The sequence below is a fragment of the Variovorax sp. 278MFTsu5.1 genome, from assembly GCF_048305045.1.
Classification (GTDB): domain Bacteria; phylum Pseudomonadota; class Gammaproteobacteria; order Burkholderiales; family Burkholderiaceae_C; genus Variovorax; species Variovorax guangxiensis.
On sequence record NZ_CP157622.1, the window covers coordinates 3,262,704 to 3,275,275 of the forward strand.

At 67.6% G+C, this 12,572-nt stretch carries 13 protein-coding genes and 1 tRNA gene; 13 read left to right on the plus strand and 1 reads right to left on the minus strand.

The genetic code is table 11. The annotated features are described in order from the left end of the window. Nucleotides 1–26 precede the first annotated feature (26 nt). The 8 genes from purD (at nucleotide 27) to rng (ending at nucleotide 6,975) form a co-directional block, all read left to right on the plus strand. Nucleotides 27–1,325 carry a phosphoribosylamine--glycine ligase gene (gene purD, locus ABL844_RS15230; RefSeq protein WP_418131792.1) on the plus strand — a complete coding sequence of 433 codons (1,299 nt, stop codon included), beginning with the start codon at nucleotides 27–29 and terminating at the stop codon, nucleotides 1,323–1,325. Further along, nucleotides 1,325–2,242, plus strand: coding sequence for an oxygen-dependent coproporphyrinogen oxidase (gene hemF / locus ABL844_RS15235; RefSeq protein ID WP_184638193.1), 918 nt, complete (start codon nucleotides 1,325–1,327; stop codon nucleotides 2,240–2,242). The genes purD and hemF overlap by 1 nt, the downstream gene beginning before the upstream one ends. Next, on the plus strand, nucleotides 2,239–2,874 hold the full coding sequence (nadD, locus tag ABL844_RS15240) for a nicotinate-nucleotide adenylyltransferase (protein ID WP_184638191.1): 636 nt from the start codon (nucleotides 2,239–2,241) through the stop codon (nucleotides 2,872–2,874). The genes hemF and nadD overlap by 4 nt, the downstream gene beginning before the upstream one ends. Continuing rightward, nucleotides 2,874–3,539 (plus strand): ribosome silencing factor, encoded by a 666-nt coding sequence (rsfS, locus tag ABL844_RS15245; RefSeq protein WP_126019424.1) that lies wholly within the window; start codon nucleotides 2,874–2,876, stop codon nucleotides 3,537–3,539. Before nadD ends, rsfS begins: the two co-directional genes overlap by 1 nt. Continuing rightward, nucleotides 3,536–4,003, plus strand: coding sequence for a 23S rRNA (pseudouridine(1915)-N(3))-methyltransferase RlmH (rlmH, locus tag ABL844_RS15250; RefSeq protein ID WP_070060813.1), 468 nt, complete (start codon nucleotides 3,536–3,538; stop codon nucleotides 4,001–4,003). The genes rsfS and rlmH overlap by 4 nt, the downstream gene beginning before the upstream one ends. Continuing rightward, a complete protein-coding gene (locus ABL844_RS15255) occupies nucleotides 4,000–4,704 on the plus strand; it encodes a phytanoyl-CoA dioxygenase family protein (RefSeq protein ID WP_418131793.1) in 705 nt (234 codons plus the stop codon). The genes rlmH and ABL844_RS15255 overlap by 4 nt, the downstream gene beginning before the upstream one ends. A gap of 3 nt (nucleotides 4,705–4,707) precedes the next feature. Next, nucleotides 4,708–5,310, plus strand: coding sequence for a Maf family protein (locus ABL844_RS15260; RefSeq protein ID WP_418131794.1), 603 nt, complete (start codon nucleotides 4,708–4,710; stop codon nucleotides 5,308–5,310). 135 nt (nucleotides 5,311–5,445) lie between these two features. After that, on the plus strand, nucleotides 5,446–6,975 hold the full coding sequence (gene rng, locus ABL844_RS15265; protein WP_126019430.1) for a ribonuclease G: 1,530 nt from the start codon (nucleotides 5,446–5,448) through the stop codon (nucleotides 6,973–6,975). A gap of 10 nt (nucleotides 6,976–6,985) precedes the next feature. Here rng and msbA read toward each other — a convergent pair whose 3' ends face one another. Further along, on the minus strand, nucleotides 6,986–8,770 hold the full coding sequence (msbA, locus tag ABL844_RS15270) for a lipid A export permease/ATP-binding protein MsbA (protein WP_126019432.1): 1,785 nt from the start codon (nucleotides 8,768–8,770) through the stop codon (nucleotides 6,986–6,988). 255 nt (nucleotides 8,771–9,025) lie between these two features. Between msbA and tolB the strand changes: the two genes are divergently transcribed. The 5 genes from tolB to ABL844_RS15295 all read left to right on the plus strand — a co-directional run bounded on the left by tolB (nucleotide 9,026) and on the right by ABL844_RS15295 (nucleotide 12,542). Continuing rightward, nucleotides 9,026–10,252, plus strand: coding sequence for a Tol-Pal system beta propeller repeat protein TolB (gene tolB / locus ABL844_RS15275; RefSeq protein WP_221297482.1), 1,227 nt, complete (start codon nucleotides 9,026–9,028; stop codon nucleotides 10,250–10,252). A gap of 28 nt (nucleotides 10,253–10,280) precedes the next feature. Further along, complete coding sequence (gene pal / locus ABL844_RS15280; RefSeq protein WP_126019437.1) at nucleotides 10,281–10,796, plus strand: peptidoglycan-associated lipoprotein Pal; 516 nt, start codon at nucleotides 10,281–10,283, stop codon at nucleotides 10,794–10,796. After that, nucleotides 10,796–11,545 (plus strand): tol-pal system protein YbgF, encoded by a 750-nt coding sequence (ybgF, locus tag ABL844_RS15285; protein WP_126019439.1) that lies wholly within the window; start codon nucleotides 10,796–10,798, stop codon nucleotides 11,543–11,545. The genes pal and ybgF overlap by 1 nt, the downstream gene beginning before the upstream one ends. A gap of 19 nt (nucleotides 11,546–11,564) precedes the next feature. Continuing rightward, nucleotides 11,565–12,416, plus strand: a complete 852-nt coding sequence (locus ABL844_RS15290) for a ThiF family adenylyltransferase (protein ID WP_418131795.1) — start codon at nucleotides 11,565–11,567, stop codon at nucleotides 12,414–12,416. Between the two features lie 50 nt (nucleotides 12,417–12,466). After that, a tRNA-Lys gene (locus tag ABL844_RS15295) sits at nucleotides 12,467–12,542 on the plus strand. The last annotated feature ends 30 nt before the right edge of the window (nucleotides 12,543–12,572 follow it).

Consider the following 12,572-nt stretch of genomic DNA (forward strand, 5'->3'; position numbering starts at 1 on the left):
TCACAGCGAGAAATGAAGGCCCGCGAATGAAGGTACTGGTAATTGGGGGAGGGGGCCGCGAACACGCTCTGGCATGGCGCCTGGCGCAGGCCGCACGGGTGAGCCGCGTGTACGTGGCGCCGGGCAATGGCGGCACCGCCAGCGACGAGCGCTACGACTGCATCGAAATCACCGAGCCCGCCGCGCTGCGCGAGTGGGCCATCAAGGAAAAGATCGCGCTGACGGTGGTCGGTCCCGAGGCGCCGCTGGCGGCCGGCGTGGTCGACGAGTTCCGCGCGCATGGCCTGCGCATCTTCGGCCCGACCCAGGCCGCCGCGCAGCTCGAAAGCTCGAAGGCCTTCTCCAAGGCCTTCATGAAGCGCCACAAGATCCCGACGGCCGAGTACGAGGCCTTCACCGACGCCGCTTCCGCGCACGCCTACATCGACGCCAAGGGCGCCCCCATCGTCGTCAAGGCCGACGGCCTGGCAGCCGGCAAGGGCGTGGTGGTCGCCATGACGGCCGAGGAAGCGCACGAGGCCGTCGACTTCATGCTGGTCGACAACAAGTTCGGCGTGTCCCACAACGAAGGCGGCGCGCGCGTCGTCATCGAGGAATTCCTGCAGGGCGAGGAAGCCAGCTTCATCGTGCTGTGCGACGGCAAGAACGTGACCGCGCTGGCCACCAGCCAGGACCACAAGCGCCTGCTGGACAACGACGAAGGCCCCAACACCGGCGGCATGGGCGCGTATTCGCCCGCGCCGGTGGTCACGGCCGAGGTGCATGCGCGCGCCATGCGCGAGATCATCCTGCCGACCATCCGCGGCATGGAAAAGGACGGAATTCCGTACACCGGCTTCCTGTACGCCGGCCTCATGATCGACGCGGCCGGCCATCCCAAGACGCTCGAATTCAACTGCCGCATGGGCGACCCCGAGACGCAGCCGATCATGATGCGGCTCAAGTCCGACCTGTTCGAAGTCTTCTGGCACGCCACCGACGGCACGCTCGATCAGGTCGAGCTGCAGTGGGACCGCCGCGTGGCGATGGGCGTGGTCATGGCCGCGCACGGCTATCCGCTGTCGCCGCGCAAGGGCGACCGCATCACCGGCATCCCTGCCGAGGCGCCCGATGCGGTGGTATTCCACGCGGGCACCACGCTCGACAACGGCGAGCTCAAGACCAGCGGCGGCCGGGTGCTGTGCGTGACCGTTCTGGCCGACAGCGTGAAGCAGGCGCAGCAGCGGGCCTACGAGGTCGCGGCGCGCGTCAGCTTCGATGGCGCCCAGTACCGCAAGGACATCGGCTTCCGCGCGGTGCACGCACGCAACCCCCACGGCAGCTGATGCAGCAGGCCAATCCGGCGGCGGTCGGCGAGTACCTGCGCGGACTGCAGCAGTCGATCATCGCGGCTGTCGAGAAGGCCGACGGCGGCACCTGCGTGCGCGATGCCTGGCAGAAGGCGCCCGGCGAGCCGCTGCAGGGCAACGGCCTGACCTGCATCCTCGAAGGCGGCGAGCTCTTCGAGCGCGCGGGCTGCGGCTTTTCGCAGGTGCGCGGGCCGAAGCTGCCGCCCTCGGCCACGCAGAACCGTCCTGAGTTGACCGGCGCGCCTTTCGAGGCGATGGGCGTGTCGCTGGTGTTCCATCCGCGAAATCCGTACGTGCCGATCGTCCACATGAACGTGCGCATGCTCGCCGCGCTCCCCGAGGGCAAGGAACCGGTCTGCTGGTTCGGCGGCGGCATGGACCTCACGCCCTGCTACGGTTTCGAGGAAGACGCGGTGCACTTCCACACCGTGTGCCGCGATTCGCTCGCCGCTTTCGGCGACGACAAGTACCCGCGCTTCAAGACCTGGTGCGACGAGTATTTCTTCCTCAAGCACCGCAACGAGCAGCGCGGCGTCGGCGGCATCTTCTTCGACGATTTCTCCGAAGGCGGCTTCGAGAACGGCTTCGCGATGATCCGCTCGGTGGGCGACAGCTTCCTGCCGGCCTACCTGCCCATCGTCGAGCGCCGCCGCGCCACGCCGTACACGGAGCGTGAGCGCAACTTCCAGCTCTACCGGCGTGGCCGGTACGTGGAATTCAACCTCGTGTGGGACCGCGGCACGCACTTCGGCCTGCAATCGGGCGGGCGCACGGAATCGATCCTGCTGTCGATGCCGCCGCTGGCGAGTTGGGCCTACCAGCAGCAGCCCGAGCCGGGCAGCCCCGAAGCCGCGCTCTACAGCGACTTCATCGTGCGGCGAGATTGGTTGTGAACTCTCCTCCCGGTAAGGCGCAACGCCGCATCGGCTTGTTTGGCGGCGCGTTCGATCCACCGCACAACGCCCACGTGGCCCTTGCCGAAGCCGCGATGGCGCAGCTCGATCTCGACGAGCTGCATGTGATTCCCACCGGCCAGGCCTGGCACAAGAGCAGGGCGCTCACGCCGAAGGGAGACCGGCTCGCCATGACCCGGCTGGCCTTCGGCGACCTGAAGGGCACCATCGTCGTCGACAGCCGCGAGGTGCTGCGCGACGGCCCCACCTACACGCTCGACACCCTGCACGAACTGCAGCGCGAGCAGCCCGGTGCCCAGCTGGTGCTGATCATGGGAGCCGACCAGGCCAGCGCGCTGCCGACTTGGCACGGCTGGCAGGATATACTTGGCATTGCTATTGTTTCTGTAGCGTATCGCGCACTATCGACGGGTAACACTGCCCGTTTTGATCCGAAATCACTGCCCGGCCTTCCTGCTGGCGCGCGTTTCGAGGCGCTCGAACTGCCTCCCATGGACATCAGCGCCACCGAGATCCGGCGGCGCGCGGCGCTCGGCGTGGACATTTCCTCGCTGGTTCCGCCCACGGTTGCACGCTATATTGACCAACACCACCTCTACCGCACTGCCTGATGACCACTGAAGCCGCCGCAAAGAAAGACACCCAGAAACTCCAGCGAGCCATCATCGATGGCCTCGAAGACGTCAAGGCGCAGGACATCCAGGTATTCGACACCGAGCATCTCTCGCCGCTGTTCGAGCGTGTGATCGTTGCCTCGGGCACCTCCAACCGCCAGACCAAGGCGCTGGCCGCCAGCGTGCGCGACGCGGTACGCGAGGCCGGCTTCGCCAAGCCGCGCGTGGAGGGTGAGGACAACGGCGAGTGGATCATCGTGGACTGCGGTTCGGCCGTCGCGCACATCATGCAGCCCGCCATCCGCCAGTACTACCACCTGGAAGAGATCTGGGGCGACAAGCCGGTGCGCGCCAAGCTCGGCGGCACCAAGCCCGCGGTAGCCACCGCCTCCAAGGCCGGCGCCGAAGAGAAGAAGGCCGCCGCCAAGGCCCCGACGCTGCGCCGTTCGAGCGCCGCCAAGACCGCGATCCGCGCGGCCGAGCAGGAAGCCAAGGCCGCGAAGGCCCCGGCCAAGAAGACGGCTGCGAAGAAGGCTCCCGCCAAGAAGGCCGCAACCACCACTGCGCGCGTGCCGGTCAAGGTCGTGGGCAAGCCCGCCGCCAAGAAGCCGGCGGCAAAGAAGACGACGGCCGCCAGGAAGGCGCCAGCCCGCCGCGCATGAAGCTGCTGGTGGTCGCCGTCGGGCAGCGCATGCCCGACTGGGCACAGACTGCCTGGGACGACTACGCCAAGCGCTTTCCGCCCGAGCTCAAGCTCGAACTGCGCGCGGTCAAGACCGAGCCGCGCGGTTCAAAGACGCTGGAAACCCTCTACGCCGCCGAGCGCGAGCGCATCGAAGGCGCCATTGCGCGCGGCATGCGCATCGTGGTGCTCGACGAACGCGGCACGGCGCTGACCACCAAGGCGCTCGCCGCGCGTCTGCAGACCTGGCAGGGCGAGGGCGACGACGTCGCCCTGGTCATCGGCGGGCCCGACGGGCTCGACCCGGCCTTCAAGGCCGCGGCCCACGAACGCATCCGGCTGTCCGACCTCACGCTGCCGCACGCGATGGCGCGCGTGCTGCTGGTCGAGCAGTTGTACCGTGCGTGGTCGGTCAACGCGGGCCATCCCTACCACCGCGAATGACGAACGCCGCCGGGCACGTCGCGTTGCTCGACGAACGGGGCCATGCGCTGGTGCCGGCGCTGCTGCCGGCCGAACTCCTGGATGCCGCCGCGCGGTCGCTCGACGACCGGCTGGGGCAGGCGGCGGGCAGCCGCAACCTGCTGGCCCATCCGTTTTGCAGCGACATCGCGGTTCGCCTGAAAGCGCGGCTGTGCGGCATGGGCCTGCTCGATGCCCGGTCGGTAGCCGTGCAATGTACGCTCTTCGACAAGACGCCCGACAGCAACTGGCTGGTCGCGCTGCACCAGGACACGTCGGTCCCGGCCTCGGGCGCCGGCATGCCTGCCGTCATCAAGGAGGGTGAGCCCTACGTACAGCCTCCGATCGACGTCTTGCAGTCGCTGCTCGCAGTGCGGGTGCATCTGGACGAGTGCGGCGCCGACGCAGGACCGCTGCGCGTCGTGCCGGGCAGCCACCGCGCCGGTCGGCTCGATGGCGAGGAAGCGCTGGCGCTGCGAGCCGCCCATGGAGAAACCGTCTGCACCGCGGCGCAAGGCGATGTCTTGCTGATGCGCCCCTTGCTGCTGCATGCCTCGTCGCGCGCGAAATCGCCGGCGCGTCGCCGCGTCCTTCATTTTCTTTTCGGACCTCCGGGCCTGCCGCACGGGCTGGCCTGGAACCACACGGTGACCGGCGATCAGCCGAGTCCACGGGAGACTTGAACCTTGCCCGATTTCATCTACCTCGCCTCGCAGAGCCCGCGCCGCGCCCAGTTGCTCGGCCAGCTCGGAGTGCGCCACGAACTGCTGCTGGCCGATGCCGACGAGGATGCCGAATCGCTGGAAGCCGTGTTGCCCAACGAAGCCCCGGCCACCTACGTGCAGCGCGTCACCGGCCTGAAGCTCGACGCCGCCGTGGCCCGGATGCGCAGGCGCGGCCTGCCCGACGCGCCGGTGCTTTGCGCCGACACTACGGTCGCGCTCGGCCGCACCATCCTCGGCAAGCCGGAGGACGAAAAGGACGCCGCTCGCATGCTGCGGATGCTCTCGGGCACCACCCACCGCGTGCTGACCGCCGTGGCGCTGCATCACGGCAGAAGGAGCCATGCCGCGCTCAGCGTGTCGCGCGTGCGCTTCGCCGACATCACGAAGCCGCAGATCGCCCGCTATGCCGAAAGCGGCGAGCCGCTGGGCAAGGCCGGCGCGTACGCCATCCAGGGCGCGGCGGCGGCGTTCGTCGAGCACATCAGCGGGTCCTATTCGGGCATCATGGGCCTCCCCATGTTCGAGACCGCACAACTCTTGCGGCAGGCGGGGATGCTCAAGTGAATACGCCATGACACTCAAGACCGCATTCTTTTTCAGGGCCGCCGCGGAACCGGCTTCGCCGGGCCGCTGGCGGCGCCCCCCTGCAGGGGGGTGGGCGAAGCGACACGAAGTGCGCGCAGCCTGGGGGGCGAACCTATGAGTCAAGACATATTGATCAATTGGTCTCCGCAGGAGACCCGCGTGGCGCTGATCGAGCACGGTGCGGTGCAGGAACTGCACGTCGAGCGCACGCTGGAGCGCGGGCTGGTCGGCAACATCTACCTGGGCAAGGTGTCGCGCGTGCTGCCGGGCATGCAGTCGGCCTTCATCGACATCGGCCTGGAGCGCACTGCCTTCCTGCATGTCGCCGACATCGTCGCGCCGTTCACGCCGGGTTCGCGCCCCAGCGCCCCGGCACCCGAGCGCGACCACCGCAACGGCGGACCGATGGTGCCCATCGAGAAGCAGGTGTTCGAAGGCCAGTCGCTGCTGGTGCAGGTCATCAAGGATCCCATCGGCACCAAGGGCGCCCGGCTTTCCACGCAGATCAGCATCGCCGGGCGGCTGCTGGTGTTCCTGCCGCAGGACAACCACATCGGCGTGTCGCAGAAGATCCCGGCCGAGCAGCGCGAGTCGCTGCGCACCCGCATGCTGGCGCTCATCGAGGCGGCTGCCGCGGCCGACAGCGGCGGCGTGGTGCCGGCCAACACGGGCGGCTTCATCCTGCGCACCAACGGCGAAGACTCCAGCGACGCGGAGCTTGCTGAAGACATCGCCTACCTGCGCAAGACCTGGTCGCGCATCCGCGAAGCCTCGATGCGCATGCCGCCGATGTCGCTGCTGCACCAGGACCTGAGCCTGCTTCAGCGCGTGCTGCGCGACATGACGGGCGAGGAGACGCAGACCATCCGCATCGACTCGCGCGAGCAGTTCGAGCTGCTTTTGAAGTTCGGCCTCGAATACATGCCCAAGGCAGCGGGCAAGCTGCAGCACTACAAGGGCGAGCGCCCGATCTTCGACCTGTACTCGGTCGACGAGGAAATCGCCAAGGCGCTGGGCCGGCGGGTCGACCTGAAGTCGGGCGGCTATCTGGTGGTCGACCAGACCGAGGCCCTGACCACGGTGGACGTGAACACCGGCGGCTTCGTCGGCGCGCGCAACTTCGACGACACCATCTTCAAGACCAACCTCGAGGCTGCTCAGGCCATCGCGCGGCAGCTGCGGCTGCGCAACCTGGGCGGGATCATCATCGTCGACTTCATCGACATGGGCCGCGACGACCACCGCGAGCAGGTGCTGGCGGAGTTCCGCAAGCAGCTCGCGCGCGACCGCGTGAAGACCACGGCGGGCGGCTTCTCGCAGCTGGGGCTCGTGGAGATGACGCGCAAGCGCACGCGCGAATCGCTGGCGCACATGCTGTGCGAACCCTGCATCGCCTGCGGCGGGCAGGGCATCGTGAAGACCGCGCGCAGCGTGGCCTACGACGTGATGCGTGAAATCTTGCGCGAGGCGCGTCAGTTCACGCCGCGCGAGTTCCGCATCGTCTCGTCGCCGCAGGTGATCGAGCTCTTCCTCGACGAGGAAAGCCAGCACCTGGCGGGCCTGAGCGACTTCATCGGCAAGCCGATCTCGCTGCAGGCCGAGCCGGCGATCGGGCAGGGGCAGTACGACATCGTGCTGCTCTGACCGGGCAGGATCAGAGCGTCGGATCCTGCCCCGGCGGTGCGCTTCGCACGGCCAGCGTCTGCAGCCGCGCATACAGCCCGTCGAGCGCCATGAGCTGTTCGTGGCTGCCTTGCTCGGCGATGCGGCCTTGCTCCATCACGATGATCCGGTCGGCGTGCTGGATGGTCGAAAGGCGGTGCGCCACGATCAGCGTGGTGCGGTTCTGCATCAGGCGCTGCAGCGCGTCCTGCACCAGGCGCTCGGATTCGGTGTCGAGGGCAGACGTCGCCTCGTCGAGCAGCAGCACGGGCGCATTCTTGTAGAGGGCGCGGGCGATAGCCAGGCGCTGGCGCTGACCTCCGGAGAGCTGCGTGGCGTTATGGCCCAGCACGGTGTCGATGCCCTGGGGCAGGTTCTCGACGTGCGAGCTCAGGTTGGCCGCTGCTATGCATTGCTGCACGCGCTCGCGGTCGATCTCGGCGCCAAGCGCCACGTTGGCTGCCAGCGTGTCGTTGAGCATCACCACGTCCTGGCTCACCATCGCGAACTGGGCGCGCAGGCTCTTGAGCTGCCATTCGCTGGTGTCGTGGCCATCGAGCAGCACCTGGCCGCCGCTGGGCTGCACGAAGCGCGGCAGCAGGTTGACCAGCGTGGTCTTGCCCGAGCCCGAGGGGCCCACGAAGGCCACCACCTGGCCAGGCTCGATGGTCAGGCTCACGCCGTCGAGCGCGCGCTGCTCGTCGTCGCCGCGGTAGCTGACCCGCACGTCGCGCAGCTCGATGCGGCCCTGGGCATGTTCGAGGCTGAAGCTGCCTTGCGACTCTGGCGCCACTTCGTCGATGAGGATCAGCCCGCGCTCCAGCGCAGCGAGGCCGCGCGTGATCGGGCCGGCCACTTCGGCAAGGCGGCGGATCGGCGCGATCAGCATCAGCATGGCCGTGATGTAGGCCACGAAGCCGCCCACGGTGAATCCCTGCTTGCCGCTTTGCCACAGCGCGATCATCACCACCACCGAGAGCGCGAGCGAGGCCATCATCTGCGTGAGCGGCGTGGTGGCCGCCTGGGCGATGGTCGACTTCACGGCCAGCCGGTTCAGGCGCTGGCTGAGCTGCTCGAAGCGGCGGCCCTGTGCGCCTTCGGCGCCGTGCAGCCGCACCACGCGGTGGGCGAGCACGTTTTCCTCGACCACGTAGGCCAGCTCGTCGGTGGCCTGCTGGCCCTGCTGCGTCAGGCGGTAGAGCCGCTTGGAAAACACCTTCATGATCCAGGAGATGCTGGGCACCAGGAAGGCGACGATGAGCGTGAGCTTCCAGTTCAGGTAGACCAGATAGCCCAGCAGCGCAATCAGCGTGAAACCGTCGCGCGTGAGCCCGAGCAGCGCCTGCACCAGCAGCATCGCACCGGTCTGCACTTCATAGACGACCGTGTTCGAAAGCGCGCTGGCCGACTGACGGGCGAACAGCGCGAGCTCGGCGCCCAGCAGCCGCTCGAACAGCACCCGCCGCAGCTTCTGCATGCCCTCGTTGGCGATGCGCGAGAGCGCGTATTGCGAAATGAACTGGGCGATGCCGCGCACCGCGAACAGCAGCAGCACGGCGGCGGGCACGAACCACAGGGGCATCTGGCCGCGCGTGAAGCCGCGGTCGAGCAGCGGCTTGAGCAAGGCAGCCATCAGCGGTTCGGTGACGGCGGCGAGCAGTGCCCCGATCAGTCCGAGGGCCCACCATTGACGGGAGCCGCCAAACCAGGTCATGAGTCGCGCCAGGCGGCGCATCAGGGGAGGGCGCGCGTTCTCGGCGCCGGGGGATGCTTGCATGGCGGCGGATTTTACGGGGCGGGCCTTTGCAGGCCCGGTGCTGCCACGTCTGTAGGACCGGATCGACGGATAAACGTTTTGTGACGGCAGGCCCTGGCCAGTGTGTAACATGTCGGCCGTTGAAGCCGGGGAGAACTTTTTCACCCCGAAACCTCTCCGAACCGCATGAACAAGCCGTTGCCAGCCCAAATTCCAACTCCTTCTTCATCGCTATTTGCACGCCGCACCGTCATCGCGGCTCTCGCTGCCACCCCCATGATTCCCGCTCTGGCCCAGTTCCGGGTCGAGGTTTCCGGTGTGGGGCTCACGCAGCTGCCGATCGCGCTCGTTCCATTCAAGGGGCAGGAATCCTCCCCGCAGAAGATCTCCGACATCGTCCAGGCCGACCTGGAGCGCAGCGGCCAGTTCCGCGGCGTCGATGCCTCGGGGCAGGCCCTCGACGAGGCATCGCGCCCCGATCTTTCGCTGTGGCGCCAGCGCACCGCCGATTCGCTCGTGGCGGGCAGCGTCACCCGTCTGGCCGACGGCCGCTTCGACGTGCGCTTCCGCCTGTGGGACGTGGTGAAGGGTCAGGACCTCGGCGGCCAGAGCTACACCGTTCCCCAGGGCGACCTGCGGCTGGCATCGCATCGCATCGCCGACTACGTTTACGAGAAGCTGACCGGCGAAAAGGGCATCTTCTCGACCCGCATCGCCTACGTCACCAAGGGCGGCAGCCGCTACTCGCTGTGGGTGGCCGACGCCGACGGCGAGAACGCGCAGGCCGCGCTCGCCAGCCCCGAGCCGATCATCTCGCCGTGCTGGTCGTCCAACGGCCAGCAGCTCGCGTACGTGTCCTTCGAGTCGCGCAAGCCCGTCGTGTACGTGCACAACGTGGCCACCGGCCAGCGCCGCCTGCTTGCCAACTTCAAGGGCTCCAACAGCGCCCCGGCCTGGGCACCCGACGGCAACTCGCTGGCCGTCACGCTCAGCCGCGACGGCGGTTCGCAGCTTTTCTCCATTCCCGCCAGCGGCGGCGAACCGCGCCGCCTGACGCAGAGCTCCAGCATCGACACCGAGCCGGTGTACTCGGCCGACGGCAGCACGATCTATTTCGTGAGCGACCGCGGCGGCGCTCCCCAGATCTACAAGATGAGCGCCGGCGGCGGCAGCCCGACGCGGGTGACCTTCAGCGGCACCTACAACATCTCTCCATCTGTCAGCGGCGATGGCCGGTGGTTGGCCTACATCTCGCGAGTGGGCGGCGCCTTCAAACTCCATGTGATGGAGTTGGCAACCGGCAACGTCAGCGCGATCACCGACACCTCCGCGGACGAAAGTCCGAGTTTTGCTCCGAACAGCAAGCTGATCGTCTACGCCACCCAGCTCCAGGGCCGCGAAGCCCTGATGACGACCACGCTCGATGGAAAAATAAAGGCACGACTGGCGGGACAGGCGGGAGACATCAGGGAACCGGACTGGGGTCCGTTCCAAAAGCAATGACCAAGGTTTATTTGAGGAGTTTGAAAAAATGTTGAAACGTACGCTCTATTCGCTGGCCATCGTGGCTCTCATCGCCGGTTGCTCGTCGGGCACCAAGCTCAACGAAACGCCGGTGACCGACCGCTCGGGCACGGCTGGCGGCCAGCAGGGCGCCAGCACCGTGGCACCTGTCACCATCGATCCGACCGCGGGCACCGCGCAAGGTCCGGTGGGCGTCGAGCGCATCGTCTATTTCGACTACGACAGCTACACGGTCAAGCCCGAGTTCCAGTCGCTGATTGACGGCCATGCCCGCTTCCTGAAGGCCAACCCTCAGCGCCGCATCTCGATCGAAGGCCACACCGACGAGCGCGGCGGCCGCGAGTACAACCTGGCCCTCGGCCAGAAGCGTTCCGAAGCCGTGCGTCGCGCACTGACCCTGCTGGGCGTGAACGACAACCAGATCGAAGCCGTGAGCTTCGGCAAGGAAAAGCCGGCCGTGACCGGCTCGGGTGAGGAAGTCTGGGCGCAGAACCGCCGCGCCGAAATCCGCTACACCCGGTGATGCCACGCGCCCTACTGCGAGGCGCGGCGCTGGCCGCCGCCTTGCTCTGCGTCTCGGCGGCCTCGCAGGCCGCGCTGTTCGAGGATGACGAGGCTCGCCGCGCCATCCTCGACCTGCGCCAGCGCGTCGAGGCCATGCGCCAGCAGACCGACCAGCGGCTCACCGACGAGAACGGCCAGCTGCGCCGCAGCCTGCTCGACCTGCAGAACCAGATCGAGCAGATGCGTGGCGACCTGGCCCGCATGACCGGCCAGAACGAGCAGCTCACGCGCACGCTGAGCGAAATGCAGTCGCGCCAGACCACCATCGACGACAAGCTCAAGCAGAGCGAGCCCTCGAAGGTGTCGGTGGACGGCCGCGAATTCACCGCCGATCCCAAGGAGAAGGCCGACTTCGAGGCTGCCCTCGGCGTGTTCCGCTCGGGCCAGTTCGCGCAGGCGCAGACCGCGTTCGCCGAATTCGTCAAGCGCTACCCGCAAAGCGGCTACAACGCCTCGGCACTCTTCTGGCTTGGCAACGCGCAGTACGCCACGCGCAACTACAACGAGGCCATCGCGAACTTCCGCTCCATGCTCTCGCTCGCGCCCGACCATGCCAAGGCTCCCGAGGCCGTGCTGTCGATCGCGAACTGCCAGATCGAGCTGAAGGACACGCGCGCCGCGCGCCGTACGCTGGAAGACCTGACCAAGGCCTATCCGCAATCCGAAGCCGCGCAGGCCGGCCGCGAGCGTCTCTCGCGCCTGCGCTGATGCGGGCGGAGCATTCCGCTTGAGCGCCATCATCGCTACCGCATCTCTCACTCCTCCCACAGCCGCCGCGGACGTCGTCACAGACACCGCGGCGCCTGACTTTGCGCGCCGCTTCGGCGGGCTCGAGCGGCTCTACGGCGTGGCCGGCGCAGCGCGCATCCGCGATGCGCACGTGCTGGTCGTCGGCATCGGCGGCGTGGGCTCGTGGGCGGTCGAGGCCCTGGCGCGCAGCGGAGTGGGGCGCCTGACCATGATCGACCTCGACCACGTGTCGGAGTCGAACATCAACCGCCAGATCCATGCCCTCGACGCGACCGTCGGGCAGGCCAAGGTCGAGGCCATGCGCGAGCGTATCGCCCAGATCAACCCCGAGTGCAAGGTGCAGGCCATCGACGATTTCGTCGAGCCCGGCAACTGGCTTTCGCTGCTCGAGGCCGCGCAGGCTGCGAACGGGCCGGCAACGGCCGTCATCGACGCCTGCGACCAGGTGAAGGCCAAGGTGGCGATGGCGGCCTGGGCGCGTGCTTCGCGCGCCACCTTCGTCACCGTGGGCGCGGCGGGCGGCAAGCGGCAGGCGCACAAGGTGGACATCGAGGACCTTTCGCTGGTCACGCACGACCCGCTGCTGGCCCAACTGCGCCAGCGCCTGCGCAAGGAGCATGGCGCCCCGCGCGAGGGCCGCAAGATCGGCGTGGCCTGCGTCTTCAGCCGCGAAAGCGTGGCTCCGCCGGACGCCTCGTGCGCCATCGAAAGCGGCGACGGCACGCTCAACTGCCATGGCTATGGATCGGTGGTCAGCGTGACCGCGACTTTCGGCCAATGTGCGGCAGGTTGGGTTCTGGACAAAATCGCGTCCAACGTCGCGCTATAATCTTTGGCTTTGCCGGATATCACTTCGGCAAAGAACAGAAAAATGGTTCCGGGACGTTAGCTCAGTTGGTAGAGCAGCGGACTTTTAATCCGTTGGTCACTGGTTCGAATCCAGTACGTCCTACCAGACCTTCTTCGAAATCCTCGCCTGCCTTGT

Excerpts from the sequence above, each read along its gene's own strand:
- purD (WP_418131792.1), top strand. The coding sequence starts at position 27 with ATGAAGGTACTGGTAATTGGGGGAGGGGGCCGCGAACACGCTCTGGCA.
- hemF (WP_184638193.1), top strand. The coding sequence starts at position 1,325 with ATGCAGCAGGCCAATCCGGCGGCGGTCGGCGAGTACCTGCGCGGACTG.
- rsfS (WP_126019424.1), top strand. The coding sequence starts at position 2,874 with ATGACCACTGAAGCCGCCGCAAAGAAAGACACCCAGAAACTCCAGCGA.
- rlmH (WP_070060813.1), top strand. The coding sequence starts at position 3,536 with ATGAAGCTGCTGGTGGTCGCCGTCGGGCAGCGCATGCCCGACTGGGCA.
- ABL844_RS15255 (WP_418131793.1), top strand. The coding sequence starts at position 4,000 with ATGACGAACGCCGCCGGGCACGTCGCGTTGCTCGACGAACGGGGCCAT.
- rng (WP_126019430.1), top strand. The coding sequence starts at position 5,446 with ATGAGTCAAGACATATTGATCAATTGGTCTCCGCAGGAGACCCGCGTG.
- msbA (WP_126019432.1), bottom strand. The coding sequence starts at position 8,770 with ATGCAAGCATCCCCCGGCGCCGAGAACGCGCGCCCTCCCCTGATGCGC.
- tolB (WP_221297482.1), top strand. The coding sequence starts at position 9,026 with ATGATTCCCGCTCTGGCCCAGTTCCGGGTCGAGGTTTCCGGTGTGGGG.
- pal (WP_126019437.1), top strand. The coding sequence starts at position 10,281 with ATGTTGAAACGTACGCTCTATTCGCTGGCCATCGTGGCTCTCATCGCC.
- ybgF (WP_126019439.1), top strand. The coding sequence starts at position 10,796 with ATGCCACGCGCCCTACTGCGAGGCGCGGCGCTGGCCGCCGCCTTGCTC.